Raw genomic sequence first — 21,264 nt, 5'->3', positions numbered from 1 at the left:
ACAACTATAAAATTTCATCAAACAATTGTTTTTTAACTTCCTCAATCGCCATGTCTTCCCCAGTAAATAGTTTATAAGCCAAAGCGCCTTGCCATAAAACCATTCCCAGACCATTAATTGCTGTAGCTCCAGCCTCTTCCGCTTGTGCTAACAATTTTGTTTTTTGCGGGTTATAGACCACATCCGTTACAACTAAATCCTCGCGTAGTACATCTGTAAGATCATCCAGAATACTCATTTCATCCAGTGGTTTCATCCCTAAGCTTGTAGCATTTGCCAGAACAGCACTTTCGGCTATTTCTTTACGGAAAGTTTCTTTATCCTCTAAAGGAAAAATGTTTGCTTTGACTCCGAAATGCGCCATCTCGTTGTTGATATAGGATACATTTTCTTCTGCTTGCGGGAAAAACTTGTCGTCTCTGGCAAAGATACTAATTTCTTTGATACCGGATTGTACTAATTGAATAGCTATTGGCGTTGCAACACCGCCGGAACCGACCAGGGTGATTTTTTGACCTTCTAATTTCACACCATGTTCTTCCAGGTTTTTCACATATCCTAACCCATCTGTATTATACCCAATCAGCTTGCCGTCTCTGTTTACGACGGTATTGCTGGCATGTGCATATTTCGCACTGTCATCCACTTCATCTAGATACTGGATGACCTCCATTTTATTTGGCATGGATACATTGAATCCTGCTGCTTCTATTGCTTTCATGCCTTCTACTGCTGTTTTAAGGTTTTCTGTACCAACTTCAAAACCTAAGTATGCATAATTCAAACCGCCAATGGTGTATCCCAAATTATGCATTTCAGGCGAAATGCTGTGCCCGATTGGGGTGGCCAGCAATCCTACAAGTTTTGTTTTACCGTTAATTTTTGCAAGGTTTTTATCATTATTCATCATGTTTCTATCTCCTTTAAATTTAATTTTATTGTATTAATTGAGTACTTTCTTACCTCGATAAAGTACAAATACAGCAAGTAAAATACTTAATACCGCGATGACCATGTCAAATACTAATGTCATGGAAATACCAATTCCTCCAACCAAAGAGCTTGTGATGATTGGAACGAGTATGAAAGCGACGCTTCCTGCTATATTTACGTAAGATGTGGTTGTTCCTTTGTTCTCTACAAAGAAGTCTGTCATCACACTGATTGCTAATTGGAAAATACCAGAAGTTGATAGTCCAAGGATAAATGTAGATATGATAACAACCGGATAAGAATGAACAAAGAAAAGCATTAGCATGGATACAAAAGCAACTGCCGGGTAGATGATCATGATCGTTATCGGCTTAATAAATTTGTCCAATACGACAGCTAACAGGAGAACAGATACCAATGCACCTATACTGAAATAACTTAAAAGCTGTACAGCGACATTTTCACTTAAGTCCATGAAACCTGTACCCAGCTCCGGAAGCCATGTCTGCCAAACGACAAACAAGGCCGTAGACGTAAACCCGATAAGGATGATTGCCAGTCCTTCTCCCCAAAACTTTGGTTTCTCTTTAAAACGATTATCTTGGGCTTCGCTTGTTTTCTCATTCTTTTCATTCGTATGGACTGCTGGGAATGGCATAAAGATTAAATACATACCACTTATTAAGAACAAGACTGCTAATAAGTAGAATGACCAGCCCCATGAAAGATCATGAGACGCTAGAAACGCCAGGATAACTGGTAATAGGGTTGCGCCAATGGATACCATTGCTTTAACCAGGACCGTTGCTGAACTTGATTGCTTTGGAAATGATTCGATTAGAGCCGGATAAGTTCCTGAGTCTAATAAAGAATTCGCAATCCCTGCGGTTATTGCTAAGGCGAAAGCCACTGGGTAGCTTGACAGCAATGGTATTCCGATTAAGAATAGCAGGTATAAAAAGCTCCCGGTAATAATAATCGGCTTTCGCCCTAACTTATCGGAGAGCCGGCCGGCAAAGAATAAGGCAACCAGCTTCCCAATACCAATGGCAGATACCAGCAAACTGATACGTTCGACTGGCTGATTATAGCTTTCTGATAAGTTACCCATGTTGGAAGCGATGATAATATTGATCATTCCTAACATGAAGTAATTCAAGTACATTCCAAACGACGTTTTGATATATGGATTTTTCATTTTTTCTCACCTCTAAAATTTTTGCAAAGATTTAAATCTATTATTCATATCTCTTTGGTAACTTTTCGAGAACAGCTTGATCTTTCTGGATAGATAGAATGCTAAAGCTGTACTCACAATGGTTATGACTAATTCTAGATAGAATACCGAGGATATCCCGATATGCTTTGTCAGCAATCCCGTGATATAAGGGATAACCATGAAGGCCACACTCGCAGCAGCACTAACATAGGAAACACTGACTCCTTTGTTATTTGGAAACATTTGAATCATCACCGTCATTGCCAACTGGTAAATCCCAGAGGTAGATAACCCCAGAAAGAACGCAATGAACGGTACGAGTGAGGAGTCATGAGCAAACAGCAGCGCAAAAACAAAGATGGCAGCAACACCCGGTGCGAACATCATTGCGGTGATCGGCTTGATGATTCTTTTCAATAACCAGGCAAGCAGTAAAACAGAAATAAGCCCGCCAACACTGTAAAAGCTGAGCAACCTTACTGCATTATTTTCATTCAGCTGAATCATTTCTTGGCCAAACGTAGGCAGCCAGGTCTGAATGACAATGGTCATGGAAACGGAAAAAAATCCAATCAATACGATAGCTGTGCCTTCTTTCCAGCTATGCGGATTGGAAGCTTGCTTTTCGACGTTCTCCTTGTCCATCTCTTCCTTACGCTTCTCCCCATTAACAGCCGGAAACCGGACGGGGATGAAGTAAAATCCCAGGCCAATAAATACTATCGCCGGCAGGAAGAATGCATATCCGAAAAACATGTCTTGGGATATCAAAAATGCGATGAATACAGGAAGAAGTGCAGCCCCTATGGACATAAATGCTTTAATCAAAACCGTTGCTGTGCCCGCTGCCTCTTTAAACCCTTCATTAAGCGCTGGATAGGAAGCAGCGTCCAATAATGAGTTACTTATGCCTGCAAACAAAGCGAAAAACATAGCCAATGCGAAATGAGTGGTTGTCGGTACCCCTATAAGGAATACAGCATAAAGTATGGCAGCCAATATGAGTAATGGCTTTCTTCCGTAGCGATCTGACAGCTTACCTGCAATATTGATACTAAGCAAGTGGCCAATCCCGACAACAGAGATCAGCAAGCTGATGTCTGTCCGGAAAACATCCAAACGTTCCGATAAAAAGCTCATATTTGATGCCAATACGATATTGACCATTCCCAAAAGCAAATAACTTAGATAAATCCCTACTCCCATATTTAAGTATGGATGCTTCATGACGTTTCTCCTTTGCAATGTGCTCTCTTATAGAAAGTTACTCTCACCCTCCTATATAGTTGGTACGATAATTTTTAAACTCGTTAGTATATCGATATACTAATAAGTAAAATATAATAAACCTAATATAAGAATAACTTTAGGTGTTTTTTGGTATAACGATATACTTAAACAACGAAACCCACTATACTCCTGCAATTTTTTTGTGTCAACATTGTGACGTCTTTCACTTGCTTCACTTCAAATACTCTCTATTTTCCTTCTCAAAAAGAGAGAGAACCTTCCTATACGAACAGGAAAGTCCTCTCTTTATTTATCGATTATTTAGATGTTTCTCTGATAACGAGCTGCGGCTTAAGTATCACGCGATGCATTTCCTCACTCTCACGTTTTACTTTACTATGTAGAAGTTTTGCCGCTTGATTGCCAATAGATTTAGGATAGGAAGAAACTGTCGTTAATGGCGGATGATATATTTCTGCTTCAGGAATATTATCAAATCCTACAATATCGATGTCACGTCCAATCACGATCCCTTTTTGAGTTAACACCTTCATCACGCCAAAAGCGATTAAATCACTAAAACAAAAAATAGCAGTAGGAATCTCCGGTAAATCCAGCATCTTTAAAGCTGCTTCTTCGCCACCTTTATCGGTTGGTTCACTGTCAATGACAAGTGATTCATCAAGCGTCAGGTTAGCATTTTCATGCGCCGTCCGGTAGCCTTCCATTCTTTCTGTCCATGTGGAAGAATTTTTCACCCCGCCTAAAAAAGCTATTTTTTCATGTCCTTTGCTGATTAAATGGCTTATTGCTTTATACGTTCCTTCTGGATAATCAATACCTACATAATCTGCATGCACATTGGTTAATTCCCGATTAGCAAGCACTAAAGGAATTTTCAAATTATTTAGCTGTTTTACTGTTTTACCAACACTTCTTGAGGCAGGATTAAGAATCAGCCCATCTACTCGATGCTCTACCATCGTCGATATTAATTTTTGTTGTTTTTCCACAGAATCAAAGGTTGTACCAAGCAATACCGTATAGCCAAAGTCCTCCAGCGTATTTTGTACACCTATCAAAAATTCTGAAATAAATTTATTTGCGATATCCGTAACGATGACCCCAATGATATTGGAATTCTGAGATCGCATATTGGCAGCTACTCTGTCATAAACGTATCCCAATTCTTCCATAGATGCTAATACTTTATTTCGGGTAGCTTCTGATATTCTTGGGTTATTTCTAACGACTAAAGAAGCGGTCGTCGTCGATACGCCAGCATGATCTGCCACCTCTTGTAACGTAACACGCACATTCTTTTTAGGTTTTTTCAACGTTCATCACCTCTTCCATCTAATCAAAGAATAAACGCGGCCTTTACTTTCAAAAAGTCCTCTTTCATAAACGAGTTTAAACACATATGTAAGGTGTTCTATTTATTATTTTTTCTGGAAAGTTTATATATTTAATATAACATTTTTTTATTCAAATGGCGTTTCGTCATTTAAAATAACCTATTTTGCGAGGTATATTGGATCTGTTACCTGGCTCTGGTTTTCCCTTTTTGTACAGAAATTAGAAATGCTCAGACTAAAATATAAAAATTAGACGAGAGACCAAAAATCCCTCGTCTATTTAGCTGACGTAGCCAATATATTATGTGATTTAAATTGTTTTCCTGCCAATTAATATTTCTAAATCCACGGTTATTTCAGCTATTTCTCTTTCTGCAAATGATTTTATCCGTTCCTCCTTGGCTGACCACGTTAAAGGAGACATTTGCATCAACGATTGAATGGACGGCTGATTCAGTTTCCTGGTATAATACACCCTGAAACTATCCATGATGCGAAAGTTTTCGTTAAAACGGTCAACCGTCTCTGAATTAGAGTAATCCTGCTTTACGGGTTTATCAAATAAGGCCTCTCTTATTTCTTTTAGATAGCCGCTTCGTGGAACAACTTTAATCACTATCCCATCCGCTTTCAATAGTCTATTAAATTCTGCATAATTGGAGGGTGATAAGATATTAAGAAGCACATCAAACTGTCTATCCTTAAACGGCGTATTGGCAAGATCTGCTACCGTCCAAATCTGATTAGTGTAGTTCTTAGAAGCTGCTAATACACCTTCTTTGGAAATATCAATCCCTACTCCTGTTACAGTTTTCCCAAAGTCCGAACTCACTTTATCGCATACATTAGCTAGATGAGAACCTTCACCGCATCCTGTATCAAGTATGAATAATGGTTCTTTATCTTTATCAGCTTGCCTTTCTATCATTTCTGCAATTGCTTGAATAAGCGGTTCAAAGAATTTATCCTCTGCAATAAGCTTCCTTCGTGCCTCAAAAAGCTCTTTACTGTACTTCGTTTTCATTGGGGTGTGTCGTTAAGTTAATATATCCTTGTTTCGTGAAATCAAACGTATGATTGTTGGAGCAAATGAAACTTTTTAATTCAAATACTTTCATCCATGCTTCACAAATAGGACATTTGAAAATGGATTCAAATTTGCTTACATATGTTGCGCTTTTTACTTTTTTTGTCATTTTAGACAAAGCAGACACCTCATTCATTCGTTTTTGTAGATAAATGAAAAAGGCATAGACAAATAAACCCTCGTTTTATTTTTAAAAAAATGAACTGGGTTTGCATGCAGTCTATACCTTTTATTATCTATAACGAATGAATTGAATAATCATGGAAAGGCTCTCCTCTGAATAAAAACTGGCAATCATGCCATTAATAGTTTATCAAGTTTTTATAACAAGAGCAAACAAGCCTTGCTTCTTTCAACGGCATGACCTTCCATTGTAAGGACCTGCTCCCCTGCCATTCCCGGCAGCATCAAATCGAGGAGCAGCATATCCCATTCCTTGTTTTCGATATACAATTTACTTACATTCTCATGCATCCTTTAGATTAAGTTACTATAATTAGATTATAACCCTAGCTGCAGAGAAATATCATTGGTTTTTTTGCTCTTTGCAGAACGCCTATGCAATGACTCCCTATCCATTAGCCAAAATTCCTGACTGTTCGTATTGACAACACACCAACAAATCGTTAGAATCTATTTAACAATTAAAAGATTCGAGTGATTATTATGTTAAAGCATCCATCCCAACAATTAAATCGTTTCTTTTTTAGCTATTTTAGATAGCGTCTATATGCCATCAAGGATATAGACGACCTATATCTAAGATGGCTGATTAGCATGTAAACATGTTTAACCAGTCACAGGAGAAATCGAAGTGGCTGGTTTTTTATATTTTGTAGACCATTTACGTTTCTCCTATTCCAGCGGCAGAAGCATAAATGGTCTTTTTTATTATCAATAGAGGAGTGAATAGATTGTTAATTGGTTATCAAGGCGTGGAAGGCAGCTACAGTACGATTGCATGCCAAAAGTTTAGTGAAGGAAATAATTATCAGACGAAGGGGTATCCTACTTTTCCATTATTAGTGGATGCATTGCTCCATGAGGAGGTTGACTATATTGCGCTGCCAGTAGAAAACGCAACAAGCGGTCCGATTACTAGAACGATTGATTTATTGAAGTATGTAGATGTCACCGCTACGGATGAAATCTATGTAAAAATTGATCATGCACTCATTACAAAGCATCCCATAGAGCTTTCGGAAATCACAAAAGTGTATTCACATCCGGAAGCACTTAAACAATGCGATACCTATTTAAGCCAGTACCCGCATATCGAGGTCATTGACTATATGGATACAGCTGGTGCGGTGGAAATGGTGAAGCATGCAGCGGATCATACCATCGCCAGCATCGCAGGCAGCCATGCTGCAGCATTGTACGGCATGACCGTGATGCAGGAAAATATTAATGACAATCCATTCAATACGACGCGTTTCTTATTTTTTAAAAAGAAAAAGGAGCTAGTGAATCAAATACAGGATAAAACATCAATGTATGTCGAAGCCAATCACAGCACCAGCTTACTAAGCGATATGTTACACATTTTTAAAAAGCATGCGATTGATGTACTCTACTTGATGCCCCGTCCCGTTCAATCGGAACCGTTCGCGTATGGATTCTTTATCGATATCGATAACGGTGCCGGTCACGAGGCACTCCATATGGCATTAAAGGAGTTAGAAGATAGCTGCACCTATATAAATATTTTAGGCAATTACCGTAAAGGTAAAATCCCAGCATACAAAGGAGCCTTACAGCATGAAAAACTTGTTAACCGCTAAAAAACACTTATTCACCCGAATTGCGATTGGGTTCGGGCTCGGAATCCTATTCGGTATCCTTTTACCCGAATTCTCGATTCAAGCAAAATTTATCGGCGATATTTACTTAAATTTAATTCAGATGATGATTATTCCCATTATTTTTGTAGCCGTCTCCACTGGGATTATTAATATTGGCAGTTCCAGTGACCTCGGCCGAATTGGCTTTAAAAGTATTGTTGTCTTTGTTGCCATGTTTATCACCACCGCCGCCATCAGCTTAGTCATTTCCTACTTGATTCGTCCTGGTCAGCGAATTAATATGGATGCCGGCGTCGGGTATGACGGGGAAATTACCGAACCAAGTGTCGCAGATTTCTTTATGAATATCGTACCAAGCAATCTATTTCAGGCGATTTCTGAAGGCGATATTTTTGCGACTATTTTATTCACTGTTATTTTCTCGGTAGCCATTGTTATCGTTGGGAAAGAGGCGGATCCAGTCAAAACGTTTATCAACAGCCTGTCCAAAGTCATCTTTAAAATTCTTGATTTCATCATGGAGCTCACACCGATTGGAATTATTTTTCTGATGGCCTACGCCATTGCTGAATATGGTGCCGGCATTTTCTCTGCACTTGGATTATATATTTTCACAGCATATTTCGCATGTATTGTCGTATTTATCCTGGTGATGTTAATTCCAGTCTGGTTATATACTAAATTCAATCCGATTGATTTTATTAAGGGCATTTATAAAGTGTGGCTGGTATCGCTATCCACTACAAGCTCTGCTGTAACGATGCCGACAACCATGCGGGTAACCAGAAATGATTTTAAAGTTTCCGAATCCATTACGAACTTTGTTGTACCATTGGGGACGACCATTAATACGGCCGGCGGAGCAGTATCATTTAGCCTGCTCGCTGTCTTTGTATCTGACTTTTATGATATCCCGCTCGGTGTCGGTCAAATTATTTATCTCGTTATGATTGCAACAATTTTAAATATGGCAGCCCCCGGTATTCCAGGCGGCGGAATTGTACTCGGGGCATCGTTCCTGACACTTCTTAACCTGCCGATCGAATTGATGGGTCCTATCGCAGCCATCTATCGGTTACTCGATATGGCTTATACGACCATGAATATCACCGGCGATGCCACTGCAGCAGTCCTGATTGATAAATCGGAGGAGAAACGGAATGTAAAATTAAAAGCTCGGAAATCGTAACAAATGTAGAGAGCTGGGGCTGAATCAGCCTAAAAGACAGAAGAGGAATGTCACATCGTGTTTAGATGTAACATTCCTCTTTTTTCATGTATTTTCCAATCATTTCTGCTGACAGCTTTTTGGCTTCATTCTTTTTTGCTTTCTTCCTTCAACGCTGTATCCCAACGTTCGCCAATAGCATTCAACAGCTCCTCCGCAGAACAATCCAAATTCTTAAAAGGAATGTTCACTTGAGATGGCAACAGCCCTTTGTTTAATCGGTTAAATACTTTCTTTATTCCGCTTGACCGGTTAATAATCAATTCAGGATCATATGTAAAAATACCAAGAAATACCTGACCTGAAAAGTTTAAAAAATCAATTGCTTCAATTTCCTCCCATTTGACGAGACCTGCTCGAATGTAACTGGAATTATCGATGATTCCCTCTTTTGTAATCATGACGGCTGGTTCCCTTTTGGCAAGTGCTTTAACATAATACAGGAAACAAAGCCCGAATACTAAAATGGCAAGAATCCCTATCACCATGGGTAACATTGGTTCATTAAACGGGACTAATAAAATGATTATGCCCAGCGCAACAAACACGAGCGAAAAAATAGTCAGCATGACCATCCTGCCCTTTTTCGCCATTACTATAAAATGATCATTCATTTACTTACCTCCTATGGTTACGGTTGTTTAATAGATTCTCAAATATTAAAATCATCTTATTTTGTGCTGCGTACATCTTCTCATATTACCCAAACGAATGGTACACCTATTGCCATTTGAAATTCCTCTTATTTTCTTCCATAATGTCCACAAACCTTTCTGCAGCTCGATTTAAAGGAACATTTTTTAAATAACATATGCCAATACTTCTTTTAGGTATAGGTTCCGTTAAAATCACTTCATCAAGCAGGCCTTCTCTCATAAACTGTTCAGAGAATTCTTTTGTGACGCAAGCAACGCCAAGATTAATCTTAGCAAATTCTAACAGCAGTTCATGGGAACCCAGCTCAAATTCCGGCTGGATTTTAATTCCTTTTGTAAGAAAAAATTCTTCGACATATCTCCGGGAATTGGAATTGTCCAATAAAATAAGCGGAAAATGAACCAATTCTTCCGGTTCAATTGGTTTAGATAATACTTCCCGGTATTTTTCTCCATATACAAAGGTATCCTGAATTTCTAATAAAGGCTTTACTTCTAAGAACTTGTCGTCAACGGGGAGATTACAGATAGCTATGTTCACTTCTCCTGCTTTTAAGGCAGCTATGATTTCCCATGTGGTCCCATTGACTATTTTGAATTTGAGATTTGGATACCGATTATGGAATGTTTCTAAATAGGGAAGCAGAAAAAATCGTGAAATGGTATCGCTGACCCCTATTTTAAGTTCACCAATGATTAATTTTTTAAATTCTAAAAGCTTTTCTTCCCCAGCTTGTATAAATTGAAGTGCTGAACTGACATATTCAAACAATAAATTTCCTTCATCCGTTAGCGTTACACCTTTAGACAGCCGATTAAACAGCCTTGTATCTAATTCCTTCTCTAATTGTGCCATGGATTGGCTTATTGCCGGCTGGGACATATACAGCTCTTTAGCCGCTTTAGAAAAGCTTTTATTTTTACCAACCGTATAAAAAAGATAATATAAATCCAATTTGCCCGTCATATAACCCACCCTTATACCCCATATTAGATATATTGACTTTACTTATATCATGAAAAGCCGTATATTACAAGAGGAGACTGTTTAGATTGTTAGTATATTAGTAAGATACTTTTTAACAAGTGAATATTTTATAAAATATAGCAACATTACCAAGAAGGAGCGAATGATTGTGGAAAGAGTTGTAGGAACTATCGCCAGAGGACTGCGTTGTCCCATCATCAATACGGGAGATAACATTGAGGAGATTGTTGCGGATAGTGTATTAAAAGCAGCAGAGGTTGAAGGCTTTACTATTCAGAATAAAGATGTTGTCACCGTTACGGAATCCGTTGTGGCACGTGCACAAGGCAACTACGCTACGATTGACCATATTGCCAACGATGTTCAAACTAAATTTGGAGAGGATACCATCGGTGTGATCTTCCCGATCCTTAGCCGTAACCGTTTTTCTACTTGCCTCAGCGGAATCGCAAAAGGCGCGAAGAAAATCGTGTTAATGCTGAGCTATCCTTCCGATGAAGTAGGCAACCATTTAGTGGATTTAGATACACTTGATGAAAAAGGGATAAACCCTTGGACAGATGTTCTAACTGAAAAGCAGTTTCGGGAGCATTTTGGCTACAACAAACATACCTTCACAGGCGTAGATTATATCGATTATTACAAATCCCTGGTTGAAGAATATGGAATCGAGTGCGAAGTCATCTTTTCAAATGATCCAAAGACAATTTTGGAATACACAAAGAGTGTACTTTGCTGTGATATTCATTCACGGGAAAGAACAAAGCGAATTTTAAAGGCAAATGGCGGCGAAAAAATTTACAGCCTTGATAATATTCTTTCTGAATCCATTGACGGAAGCGGCTTTAACGAAGCTTACGGCTTACTGGGCTCTAATAAAGCAACAGAGGATAGCGTAAAGTTATTCCCGCACAATTGCCAGCCTGTTGTTGATACCATTCAAGAAATCCTGAAAGAAAAGACAGGTAAAACGGTTGAGGTCATGATTTATGGGGATGGCGCATTCAAAGATCCTGTAGGAAAGATATGGGAACTGGCAGATCCGGTTGTTTCCCCTGCTTACACAACTGGATTAGAAGGAACACCAAATGAAATTAAATTAAAGTACTTGGCTGACAACCAGTTTGCTGACTTAAAAGGGGAAGAGCTAAAAGAGGCAATCTCTAAACACATTAATGAGAAACAGGATGACTTGGTTGGAGCAATGGAAGCACAAGGAACTACCCCACGGAGACTGACGGACCTTATCGGGTCGTTGTCTGATTTAACTTCAGGCAGTGGGGATAAAGGGACGCCGATTGTTTTTATTCAGGGGTATTTTGATAATTATACGAAATAAGTGTCGGTAGGGAAAACTTATAGGACGAGGGAGAGAAGCTCCTTTGTCCTATTTTTTATAGGTTGGCGCAAGTGCTTGAAAGAGAACGTACATATAAAGGTACGAATTTGTACTGACTTCGGAATGGATTGAAGGAAACTAGTTAATGGAATTGGTGCCGAATAAAGGTATAGGATACTTTTAGAAGGGAATACAAAATGAAAAAAATTATCATACCTTTAGCGTTTTTGCGTTAAAGTAGCGATATAAAGAATCCTTTCTGGTGGTTATTACTAGCATTTTAACCTTATCAGAAATGGATTCCTTTTTCATTTATTTAGTGTAGATGAAATCGGTCAAGAGAGCTTAGAGTACTGGGATTTGGGTTAATTCCTAAATTACTATGAATAATTCAGGATGAATGTTTTTTATGATATAGGTCTTGTTAATTCAATCGGTTATTTAGCTTTTTTCGTTGATATGTAGAGAGTATGACTCCCCCCACTATAAATAGAGCCCCGAAAACTTCTATGTTAGTTATTGGTTTGGATAATACGATCAATCCCATGATCATCGCTACAAAAGGTTCTAAATTGGATAATATTGAAGCCTTTGAAGCATCAACATGACTAATGTTTTTATTCCATATCAAATTAGCTAGACCGTGTATAACAACGGCCGTTACAATCAGTAAAGACCAATCTGACATCTTAGAGCTTATTTGTATAGGTGTATCTAGAAATAATGCAAGGAATCGACACAATCAACCCAACAATAGTTGAATGTAAGGTAAGAGTAAAAGGGTCTATCCTATCTGAAAGATGCCTCGTCATAATAATCATAATGGCGAATGTTATCATCGTTAAAACAATCCATAATAGACCACTATCGATATGTACGGAAGATAAATCCCCTTTTGTTACCACAAAATAAATACCGACGATTGCCACAATAGACCCCATCAACATCCGAATTGTTAATTTTTCTTTTAAAAAAATCGCAGCTAATACGCCAGTTAGAATAGGGGTAGTTGCCAAAATTAATGCAGATGTTGTTGGATCAGCTGTTTGTAATCCAACAAAAAAAGACCATTGGTTTATAAAAATACCAATCAATCCTAGAAAGAAAACCGAGAGTAAATCTGATTTCTTAACTCGCTTAAAATATCCATTATATGAGGATAACCCAATTAAAAATAATACAATAAATAAAAGCCTAAGCATGGTTAACAGGGTTGGGGAAAAACTTTGGACTAACACTTTTCCAAATACAAAGTTACTTCCCCACACCATTACACAAAATGTTAGCCAAGTATATGTTTTTAACACACTATCATCCTTCCTACAACCAAATGCTAACTGTTTTATTTTACACATAACAGGATTTTTCGTATACATTTTTGTTTGGATGTATTACTCACCAAAATGTAGGTTGGACCATATTTAAAGGATTACTAGTTGTTTCATTCCACATACACATATGAGAAAACCTCATTTACTTATGATACGGTTCCCCCCTCATAATCCGAAAACTCCGATAAACCTGCTCCAACAACACCAGCCGCATCAACTGATGAGGAAACGTCATCTTAGAAAACGACAAAGCCAAATCACTTCGCTTCCGCACATCCTCACTAATCCCAAGCGAACCGCCAATCACAAACACAATCTTGCTCTTCCCATAAGTCGCCAGCTCATCCAGCTTTTTCGCCAGCTGCTCCGAACTCAGCATCTTTCCTTCAATCTCCAACGTAATCACAAATGCATCTGGATGAACCTGCGCAAGAATACGCTCGCCTTCCTTACGCTTCACTTCTTCCATTTCCGCTTCACTCATTGTCTCTGGAGCTTTTTCATCCGCTACCTCGACAATATTCACTTTCGCATAGGCACCTAAGCGTTTTTTATATTCCTCAATACCTTGCTTTAAGTATTTTTCCTTCAGCTTTCCTACAGTGACAAGGGTTATATTCATTGAAATCTTCCTTTATGTTAAATTGATTTTTTTCGTTAGAATGTCCTTCTATTTTACCATATCCCCATCACCTGAACACCTATTTCCACAACCACAAACCAAAAGAGATACCTAATATATTCAATAAATATACAGGCATCTCTTAATCACAATCTCTTATTCTATTTTCCTATAAAAATACACACCTCAACCGACAAAAACTAAAACAAACTATCCTCTACAGCAAGACACAAACAATGATAAATCGGCAAATGTAACTCCTGAATCTTATACGTTTCCGTCTCTGGAACCAAGATATTACAATTCGTATACTCCCCAATTGTTCCTTGCTGCTGGCCGCTTAACAGAATAACATTCATTCCGATCATTTTTCCTATCATCGCAGCATACTTTACATTCTTAGAGTTACCTGAGCTTGATAGACATAACAGGGTGTCCTTTTCTGTACCACGTGTCAGGAGGTCCTGTGCAAAGACTAAATTGGCATCTACATCATTACTGAAGGCATATGCAAATGCGTCCTGGCTCCCCAGCACCATAGAATCAATTCCCGCTTCTAAATTATCTGCTAAGTACCGGCCTTCTTCTGCATACTCCGAAACTAATTTTTCGGTAATCCGGCTATTTAATTCTCTTTTCTTATCAAAGGATTTTAACAGCTCTCCTACAATGTGCTGACCGTCGGAATAGCTCCCGCCGTTTCCACACATATAGATGGTCCCGCCAGATTGAATCGTCTTCATGAATAAATGATAGGTTTCTTCAATTTGGCTCTGATTCACTTCTAATACTGGATATCTTTCTACTAACGATTGAACATGCTCTTGAATAGCCATTGGATAAGCTCCTCTCTCTTAAACTATTTAGCTTCCGCTTCTGGCATTTTATTATTTCTTGCCTTGATGATTGAACCAACGATAAAAATAAGTGCCAGAATAAACAGGATTCCATAGATACCTGCTTTACTAAACAGCACACCTAATTGTCCGAGAAGGATTCCCGTTACTGCAAAATCTGCGTCTCCAAAAGTGGAGTTTGCAAATCCGAGCTCCCCTAACAACGGGAGCATTAATGCCGGCAAAAAGGTGATTAGCGCACCATTAAAAATGCCTCCGACAATCGTACCCCGGATTCCGCCGACTGCATTCGCCAGCACACCAACACCTGCACCTACAAAGAATAAATTGATTAAACCAGGGATAATTACCGGCAATGGTGTAAACGGTAAAATAAGAAAGACCATTAATCCTCCGACAACGGAAGACATAAATCCAATTAATACCGCATTTGGAGCGTACGGAAACAGCACTGGTACATCGAGTGCAGGTGTGGCATCTGGTACAATTTTTTCAGAAATCCCTTTAAATGCAGGGACAATTTCTGCAAGCATCATACGTACACCATGCAGAACCACTACAAATCCTGCTGTAAAAATCATTGCCTGCATCACCGCGTACATGACAATATTATCTCCGCCAGATAATTCCATTGCGACAGACCTTTCCGCAAATAAATAGGTTACTACATATAAAATAATCATGACGATTGCGGTTGTAATCGTATTATCACGGAAGAAGCTTAATTGCTTTGGAACTTTAATATCCTCCGTGGAACGCTGTTTGTTCCCAACTGCTTTACTAATTAATGGAGAAAGGGAATAACTAATTGCATTAAAATGACCCATAGCTATGTTATCGTTACCTGTCGCTTTTCTATAGAAAGGCTGTACAACCGCCGGTGACAGTGTCATCACAGCTCCAAGGATTAACGATCCGGTTATGACCAGTTCGGTTCCTCTGAAACCGATTGTACTTAAAACAGCCGCTAACAATGCTGACATGAATAAAACATGGTGACCTGTTAAAAAGATGTATTTAAACTTGGTAAAGCGGGCGATTAAGATGTTACAAATAAATCCGAATGCCATAATCAATGCCATTTCAGCACCGAATAAAGTCTCTGCCAATCCGATAACAGCTTCATTGGAGGGAATTACTCCCTGCACTTGAAAGGCGCTCTCAAAAGCTGGGGACAGCTTTTCCAATGCACTTGAAATAATGCCTCCACCCTGTGATAAAATCACAAAGCCGACTACGGTCTTAAAGGTACCGGATAAAATTTTATCAATGGGCTTTCGTAAAGCAACTAAGCCAATAAAAGCAATCAGCCCAATGATAATTGCTGGTTGATTAAAAAAACTGTATACAAAATTCATGATGGTCTCCTCCTATTTGGCGAGATAATCCTTTAATTGCTGCTCGATATCGCTTTTATCGACTACATTACTAACTAAAATTTTGTCTGCTGTAAATTCCTCCAGCTGATCTCCAAATTCCTTCGTAGATATAAGTAAATCTACTTGATGTCCTGCCACAGAGCCGATATCGCATGCTTCTACCTCTGCATCTTTTCCTAAACCAGAAAGAACCTCTTCCACATTCATTTTTAAAATTAATGATGATCCTGATCCCATACCGCAAACTGTTAATATTTTCATATTGATGCACTCCCTTATTTTTTATAAAATTTATTTTTGATTAATGACTTTTACAATTTCTTCTTTATCTGAATGAAGCAGCATATTTACAAATTCTTCGTTATTCAGTTCCTCTACTAATTCCGACAACGCTTTTAAATGGGTGTGATGATCAATGGCTGCCAGACATATGACAATCCTCACCGGGTCATTATCTTTATTGCCGAATTCTACCCCCTCGTCTAAGGTAATCAGACTCATACCGATTTGATGGACACCGTCCTTTGAACTGGCGTGTGCCAAAGCAATCCTTGGTGCAATCACAATATACGGGCCGAAATTCTTTACAGCCTCGACCATTGCCTGCGTATATTCATTGGTTATGACACCTGTTTTTTCTAAAATTTTCCCGCTGTAAATGATTGCTTCTTCCCAATCATTTACAGACACCTTTGTTTCAATTGTTTCTTCTGTCAGAAGGTCTTTTAACATAGGTTCACTTCTTCCTTTCCATACTCCCTCTTCCTGGAATGTTATCTTTTCCTCTATAATCTGTTTTTCAAGACGCTGTATATTTTTTATATCAACCTCTGTTACATACGGCGTTACCTGTATGTATGGAATGTTGAAATCCTGCAAATGAATCGTGGAGATAATCATATCCGCTTTATTCGCTTCTTCTGATAGAATTTTTTTAGTAACGATTCTCGGTTTAAATTTAAAGTAATGATTGAGCTGATATTTTAAAAATTGCGAAGTCCCGATTCCCATATGACAAATCAATATGACATTTAATTCCTCTGCAATTCTGTCTTTGATTTTTTCAATGGAGGAAACTATATGCAATGTGATAAAGAGCCATTCCATTTCATTATTAAATGGAATATGCTCTCTTCTTCCAATATCCTGCATGACACGTTTTACAACGGTATAAATATGCTCATGAACCGCCTTTATGTCTTTAAAGGTTTCTTTTGTAATCAAATGAGCAATCTCATAATCATCCTTTGTTATTGTTGTCTGAAAATGCAGAGCAAGATGTTTAAACAGCTCTTTATCCAACGTAAGATCGATTTTTAGAAGCTTGCTTATTTCCTTGATGCAGGAATTTACAATAATATCCAAATTTACTTGATATCCTTGATAAACTACTTCATTTTTTATTAAGTTACTGCGGTAAATTTGCTTGGAAATAAACACTACCTCAGAAGGTGGAATGATTATATTAAAATATTTTTCTAAGATGACACAGTTATTATCAATAATATCCATTTCATAACTGGATTTAGGATTTAAATTCTTCGAGTTGATCGTTACTTTTTTCCCTTGTTGAATCCTACCGGTAATCGTTCTCATAATTGGGATAAGTCTTTGAAAACTGCTGTAGGAAATTTCAATCATCAGCTCTTCTTCCACCTTCCTGATCCAATAGGTCAGGATAGCCGCTTCATCATCATTAGATATTTCCAGATTATAGTTATATTGCTCAAACAAGTCGATAAAATGAAAATATAAGATTCGGAGCTTCTCCTCTTTACCCAATAAGTAAAGTCCTTTATTTTTTTCAAAAAGGATATCTATGCTCATTTCCTTGGCCATGTTTTTGAGCTTTTTCAAGTCATTGTTTATCGTGCTTCTGCTTACAAATAATTCTTTTTCCAAGCTTTCTATCGTGATTCTCTGCTCGCTCCAAAACAATTTGTTATATAAAAATCCTAATCTATATATAGGCTCTTCCCAGTAATCAATTTGTTTTTCCGAATCAGCATGTATCTTATTCAGAACACGATGAATAGTTGTCGACTGTTCGTTTTCAATCGAATAGTTTATCATGGTTTCCTTTTTTAAATTTGTTAAATTATTTTCGGTTAAAAACCCATCGATTTTTGCTAAATCATTTCGGATCGTTCTTTCTGTAACTCCGAGCAGCTTTGCTGTTTCCTCTAAGTTAACCTTTCTCTTCTCCAGCAGTAGATTTAAGATTAATTTACTCCTTTCGTTCAGCATATTTATCCTCCTTATAGTTTTATTATTTAACAAAACAATGCTAATAAAAAGTTTAAAAATTTTCTTTGGTTTGGAAGCGTTTTACACACATTCTTAAAAACTAGTGCATTTACTCATAATAGACGAGTAAATGCACTAGTTTTCTTATAAGCAGAATAAAAAATCGAACTCTCCCGCATCCTTTTAAAAATGCAGAAAAAGTCCGATTTATTGCTTCCTTCTCTATTACTTTTTTACTCAATCAACCCGCACATCTTCAACCCATCAGCAATTCCATCATCATCCGCTGACTTCGTAATATACGTCGCCACTTCCTTAATCTCCTCCACAGAGTTCTCCATCGCCACCGATGTTTTCACAAACCCAAACATCTCCAGGTCGTTTAATCCATCGCCGAAAGCATATGTATTCTCTTTAGAAAGTCCGGTGACTTCTAAGAATTTCTTAATACCTGTTGCTTTGGAGACGTCTTTTGGGAAGACATCACAGTTATAGGGAGAGTTGCGGACAAAGTGAAGCTCTGGGAATTTTTCCTGATATTCTTCTTCCCCATCTTCCAGGTATATTTCTACCTGATAGACCGGCTTGTTCATATAAATATCATCATCCACTTCCGGAATCTCTCTGTCACATTCCAGGCAGTCCTTCTTTAACAGCTCACATTGATTGTTCGTTGTAAAAATTTGCTCGGCAGTGTGGAAAGAAAGGGTGACCCCTCTTTGTGTTGCATAGTCTCCCAATTTTTTTAATTGGACCGGGTTGATTCGGTTCCGGGAAACGACTTCTCCTTCATGTACAATGAATTGTCCATTCATCAACACAGCTGATCCGATTCCTGTCTCTGCTCGTAATTTCTTTGTTTCAAATGGAGGTCTGCCTGTTGCAAGCACAGGTATTCCATCATTTTCAATTAGTTTTTCAATTGCCTCAATACTGCTTTTTGCTACTTTATTATCACTTGTCAATAATGTTCCGTCTAAATCAAAAAATACAACGGGTCTTTTCATCATTTTTTATCCCCCTCACATATCCTGCTGGAGTTAATGTATCCCTATTCTAAAAGATAATGAGATGAAAAGCTAGGCTTTCTGTCATTTTCTGAATTATTTTCATTTCCATTTTTTCCTATTCCTCCTGGTTTCATGTTCCCCGTATTGTGGAATAGACAAAGTAGGCAAAAAAAAAGAGGAACATGAAGCTGTTTATCAGCTATTCGATGGATAGATAAGATAAAATACTCACGAAAAGGAGACATGCCGCATGTTTGATGATCGTGCAGGAAAAGTACTTGTGGATTTACTGGAGGACTGGGGTGTAAACCATATTTATGGAATGCCTGGGGACTCCATCAACAATTTAATGGAAGAACTGCGAAAAGCAGAGGATAAAATAAAATTTGTGCAGGTTCGTCATGAAGAGGCCGGCGCATTAGCTGCTGCTTCTTACGCAAAATTAACTGGAAAGCTTGGCGTTTGTTTATCCATTGCGGGGCCGGGTGCGATTCACTTATTAAATGGATTGTATGATGCGAAGGAGGATAGCGCTCCTGTCCTTGTTCTTGCCGGGCAGGTTCCCACAGATCAAATTGGGACAGATAGCTTTCAAGAAGTCAATATGGAACGCATTTTTGATGATGTTGCGGTTTATAATAAAGAGGTTACCTCAGAGGAACAGCTCCCATCCATGGTCAATCAGGCTATTCGCACAGCGTATGCGGAAAAAGGAGTTGCTGTGTTAACCTTGCCGGATGATATTCCAACTGAAAAAATTAAAAATAAGGTGCAAAAAAATGCAGTGATGTATGAGTCACCAGCACTTACTCCAGATGTAACTGCGATGCAGGAGGCTGCAGCTGCAATTGAAAAAGCGAAAAAACCTATTATTTTAGCAGGAACAGGTGTGAAGAAAGCGAAGGAAGAGCTGGCGGCATTTTCAGATACGATTGCTGCACCCGTTGTTATTTCCTTACCTGCTAAAGGAGTGATGGAGGATGAGCATCCAAATTTCCTTGGTAACCTTGGAATGATTGGCACCAAGCCGGCTTATGAAGCAATGGAGGAGACAGACCTCTTAATCCTGCTTGGAACCTCTTACCCTTATACCGAGTTTCTGCCAGAGGATGTTACCTGCATCCAAATTGATAGGAATCCTTTACAAATCGGCAAAAGGTATCCCGTGGATATTGGCGTTGCCGGGGATGCGAAAAAGGTGCTCGGGTGGTTCAATGAACAGCTGCCTCGCTCCGAGAAACGTGATTTCTTAGAAAAATATCAGGAGAAAATGACCAGCTGGTGGGAGGAAATGAAGAACGATGAAGAGCAAACCTCTACACCAATTAAGCCGCAGCAGGTCATTCATGAAGTGCAGAAAATCGCAGAGGATGATGCTATCCTGTCAGTTGATGTCGGCAATGTGACTGTATGGGCGACGCGGCATTTCCGGATGAAAACAACGCAGGATTTCTTGATTTCCAGCTGGCTAGGCACGATGGGTTGCAGTCTTCCTGGAGCGATTGCAAGTAAAATAGCTTTCCCTGAGCGGCAGGTAATCAGCCTTGCCGGCGATGGCGGTTTTTCCATGAACATGCAGGATTTTTTAACTGCTATGAAATATAACCTGCCAATGATTGTTGTTATCTTTAATAATGAACGTATCGGCATGATTAAGTACGAGCAGGAGGCTGGCGGACACCTGGATTATAAAACTGGCTTAGAAAGCTTTAACTTTGCTCAATTTGCGGATAACTGCGGCGGTAAAGGGTATCTTGTAGAAAAGTTTGAAGACCTTGGACCTTCTCTGCAGGCTGCAGCGTCGTTTAATCAGCCCGCGATTATCGATGTCTGTATTGAGGATGAGCCCCCAATTCCAGGCAAGCTTTCTTATGATCAGGTGACCAGCTACACCAAGCAGACCATTAAAAAATTATTTGAAAAAGGAAAGCTGGAGCTTCCGCCGATTCGCAAGGGGTTAAAGCGGATGTAAGCT

General features: G+C 38.7%; 19 protein-coding genes and 1 pseudogene. 4 read left to right on the top strand and 16 right to left on the bottom strand.

Annotation, left to right across the window (positions count from 1 at the left end):
* Nucleotides 1–4: 4 nt before the first annotated feature.
* From BN997_RS00815 to BN997_RS23630, 7 genes are all read right to left on the bottom strand, one after another.
* Nucleotides 5–907, bottom strand: a complete 903-nt coding sequence (locus tag BN997_RS00815) for a quinate/shikimate dehydrogenase (protein ID WP_425311623.1) — start codon at nt 905–907, stop codon at nt 5–7.
* A 36-nt stretch (nt 908–943) separates the two neighbouring features.
* Nucleotides 944–2,131 (bottom strand): MFS transporter, encoded by a 1,188-nt coding sequence (locus BN997_RS00810; RefSeq protein ID WP_042528790.1) that lies wholly within the window; start codon nt 2,129–2,131, stop codon nt 944–946.
* A 12-nt stretch (nt 2,132–2,143) separates the two neighbouring features.
* Nucleotides 2,144–3,379 (bottom strand): MFS transporter, encoded by a 1,236-nt coding sequence (locus tag BN997_RS00805; protein WP_042528788.1) that lies wholly within the window; start codon nt 3,377–3,379, stop codon nt 2,144–2,146.
* A 320-nt stretch (nt 3,380–3,699) separates the two neighbouring features.
* Nucleotides 3,700–4,719: a LacI family DNA-binding transcriptional regulator gene (locus BN997_RS00800; protein ID WP_042528785.1), complete on the bottom strand. Its 1,020-nt coding sequence runs from the start codon at nt 4,717–4,719 to the stop codon at nt 3,700–3,702.
* Nucleotides 4,720–5,050: 331 nt separating this feature from the next.
* On the bottom strand, nt 5,051–5,764 hold the full coding sequence (locus tag BN997_RS00795) for a methyltransferase domain-containing protein (RefSeq protein WP_338112870.1): 714 nt from the start codon (nt 5,762–5,764) through the stop codon (nt 5,051–5,053).
* Nucleotides 5,745–5,936: a putative RNA methyltransferase gene (locus tag BN997_RS23735; RefSeq protein ID WP_338112897.1), complete on the bottom strand. Its 192-nt coding sequence runs from the start codon at nt 5,934–5,936 to the stop codon at nt 5,745–5,747. The genes BN997_RS00795 and BN997_RS23735 overlap by 20 nt, the downstream gene beginning before the upstream one ends.
* A gap of 212 nt (nt 5,937–6,148) precedes the next feature.
* A complete protein-coding gene (locus tag BN997_RS23630) occupies nt 6,149–6,280 on the bottom strand; it encodes a hypothetical protein (protein ID WP_256705414.1) in 132 nt (43 codons plus the stop codon).
* Nucleotides 6,281–6,741: 461 nt separating this feature from the next.
* Between BN997_RS23630 and BN997_RS00785 the strand changes: the two genes are divergently transcribed.
* Nucleotides 6,742–7,611 (top strand): prephenate dehydratase, encoded by an 870-nt coding sequence (locus tag BN997_RS00785; protein WP_042528780.1) that lies wholly within the window; start codon nt 6,742–6,744, stop codon nt 7,609–7,611.
* Nucleotides 7,589–8,821 (top strand): dicarboxylate/amino acid:cation symporter, encoded by a 1,233-nt coding sequence (locus tag BN997_RS00780; protein WP_042528778.1) that lies wholly within the window; start codon nt 7,589–7,591, stop codon nt 8,819–8,821. Before BN997_RS00785 ends, BN997_RS00780 begins: the two co-directional genes overlap by 23 nt.
* A gap of 125 nt (nt 8,822–8,946) precedes the next feature.
* Here the strand turns inward: BN997_RS00780 and BN997_RS00775 are convergent, their stop codons facing one another.
* Together BN997_RS00775 and BN997_RS00770 are read right to left on the bottom strand one after the other, a co-directional pair.
* A complete protein-coding gene (locus tag BN997_RS00775; RefSeq protein WP_042528776.1) occupies nt 8,947–9,474 on the bottom strand; it encodes an STM3941 family protein in 528 nt (175 codons plus the stop codon).
* Nucleotides 9,475–9,580: 106 nt separating this feature from the next.
* Nucleotides 9,581–10,483: a LysR family transcriptional regulator gene (locus tag BN997_RS00770; RefSeq protein WP_042528774.1), complete on the bottom strand. Its 903-nt coding sequence runs from the start codon at nt 10,481–10,483 to the stop codon at nt 9,581–9,583.
* A gap of 169 nt (nt 10,484–10,652) precedes the next feature.
* On the opposite strand from BN997_RS00770, the gene BN997_RS00765 reads away from it, so the two are divergent.
* Nucleotides 10,653–11,843: a coenzyme F420-0:L-glutamate ligase gene (locus BN997_RS00765; RefSeq protein WP_042535608.1), complete on the top strand. Its 1,191-nt coding sequence runs from the start codon at nt 10,653–10,655 to the stop codon at nt 11,841–11,843.
* 424 nt (nt 11,844–12,267) lie between these two features.
* Here BN997_RS00765 and BN997_RS00760 read toward each other — a convergent pair.
* The 7 genes and pseudogenes from BN997_RS00760 to BN997_RS00730 form a co-directional block, all read right to left on the bottom strand.
* A pseudogene (locus tag BN997_RS00760) lies at nt 12,268–13,114 on the bottom strand (DMT family transporter).
* 202 nt (nt 13,115–13,316) lie between these two features.
* A complete protein-coding gene (gene rlmH / locus BN997_RS00755) occupies nt 13,317–13,796 on the bottom strand; it encodes a 23S rRNA (pseudouridine(1915)-N(3))-methyltransferase RlmH (RefSeq protein WP_042528772.1) in 480 nt (159 codons plus the stop codon).
* Nucleotides 13,797–13,996: 200 nt separating this feature from the next.
* Entirely contained in the window at nt 13,997–14,632 is a 636-nt protein-coding gene (locus BN997_RS00750; protein ID WP_042528770.1) for a D-sedoheptulose-7-phosphate isomerase, read from the bottom strand.
* Nucleotides 14,633–14,655: 23 nt separating this feature from the next.
* Nucleotides 14,656–16,014 carry a PTS ascorbate transporter subunit IIC gene (locus tag BN997_RS00745; RefSeq protein WP_425311622.1) on the bottom strand — a complete coding sequence of 453 codons (1,359 nt, stop codon included), beginning with the start codon at nt 16,012–16,014 and terminating at the stop codon, nt 14,656–14,658.
* Between the two features lie 9 nt (nt 16,015–16,023).
* Nucleotides 16,024–16,293 (bottom strand): PTS sugar transporter subunit IIB, encoded by a 270-nt coding sequence (locus BN997_RS00740; protein ID WP_042528766.1) that lies wholly within the window; start codon nt 16,291–16,293, stop codon nt 16,024–16,026.
* A gap of 30 nt (nt 16,294–16,323) precedes the next feature.
* Nucleotides 16,324–18,279 carry a BglG family transcription antiterminator gene (locus tag BN997_RS00735; RefSeq protein WP_042528764.1) on the bottom strand — a complete coding sequence of 652 codons (1,956 nt, stop codon included), beginning with the start codon at nt 18,277–18,279 and terminating at the stop codon, nt 16,324–16,326.
* 233 nt (nt 18,280–18,512) lie between these two features.
* A complete protein-coding gene (locus BN997_RS00730) occupies nt 18,513–19,289 on the bottom strand; it encodes a Cof-type HAD-IIB family hydrolase (RefSeq protein ID WP_042528762.1) in 777 nt (258 codons plus the stop codon).
* A 250-nt stretch (nt 19,290–19,539) separates the two neighbouring features.
* Here BN997_RS00730 and BN997_RS00725 point away from each other — a divergent pair, with 250 nt between their 5' ends.
* Entirely contained in the window at nt 19,540–21,261 is a 1,722-nt protein-coding gene (locus BN997_RS00725; RefSeq protein WP_042528760.1) for a pyruvate oxidase, read from the top strand.
* Nucleotides 21,262–21,264 lie beyond the last annotated feature (3 nt).

It is taken from the genome of Oceanobacillus oncorhynchi (genome assembly GCF_000821065.1).
Classification (GTDB): Bacteria; Bacillota; Bacilli; order Bacillales; family Amphibacillaceae; genus Oceanobacillus; species Oceanobacillus oncorhynchi.
The sequence above is the reverse complement of the archived record's forward strand: the minus strand, read 5'-3'. Positions and strand labels throughout refer to the sequence as shown.

Coding starts and splice junctions, on each gene's coding strand:
- BN997_RS00770 (WP_042528774.1), bottom strand. CDS start 10,483: ATGACGGGCAAATTGGATTTATATTATCTTTTTTATACGGTTGGTAAA.
- BN997_RS00725 (WP_042528760.1), top strand. CDS start 19,540: ATGTTTGATGATCGTGCAGGAAAAGTACTTGTGGATTTACTGGAGGAC.
- BN997_RS23735 (WP_338112897.1), bottom strand. CDS start 5,936: ATGACAAAAAAAGTAAAAAGCGCAACATATGTAAGCAAATTTGAATCC.
- BN997_RS00805 (WP_042528788.1), bottom strand. CDS start 3,379: ATGAAGCATCCATACTTAAATATGGGAGTAGGGATTTATCTAAGTTAT.
- BN997_RS00795 (WP_338112870.1), bottom strand. CDS start 5,764: ATGAAAACGAAGTACAGTAAAGAGCTTTTTGAGGCACGAAGGAAGCTT.
- BN997_RS00775 (WP_042528776.1), bottom strand. CDS start 9,474: ATGAATGATCATTTTATAGTAATGGCGAAAAAGGGCAGGATGGTCATG.
- BN997_RS00810 (WP_042528790.1), bottom strand. CDS start 2,131: ATGAAAAATCCATATATCAAAACGTCGTTTGGAATGTACTTGAATTAC.
- BN997_RS00735 (WP_042528764.1), bottom strand. CDS start 18,279: ATGCTGAACGAAAGGAGTAAATTAATCTTAAATCTACTGCTGGAGAAG.
- BN997_RS00730 (WP_042528762.1), bottom strand. CDS start 19,289: ATGATGAAAAGACCCGTTGTATTTTTTGATTTAGACGGAACATTATTG.
- BN997_RS00780 (WP_042528778.1), top strand. CDS start 7,589: ATGAAAAACTTGTTAACCGCTAAAAAACACTTATTCACCCGAATTGCG.
- BN997_RS00750 (WP_042528770.1), bottom strand. CDS start 14,632: ATGGCTATTCAAGAGCATGTTCAATCGTTAGTAGAAAGATATCCAGTA.
- BN997_RS00740 (WP_042528766.1), bottom strand. CDS start 16,293: ATGAAAATATTAACAGTTTGCGGTATGGGATCAGGATCATCATTAATT.
- rlmH (WP_042528772.1), bottom strand. CDS start 13,796: ATGAATATAACCCTTGTCACTGTAGGAAAGCTGAAGGAAAAATACTTA.
- BN997_RS00815 (WP_425311623.1), bottom strand. CDS start 907: ATGAATAATGATAAAAACCTTGCAAAAATTAACGGTAAAACAAAACTT.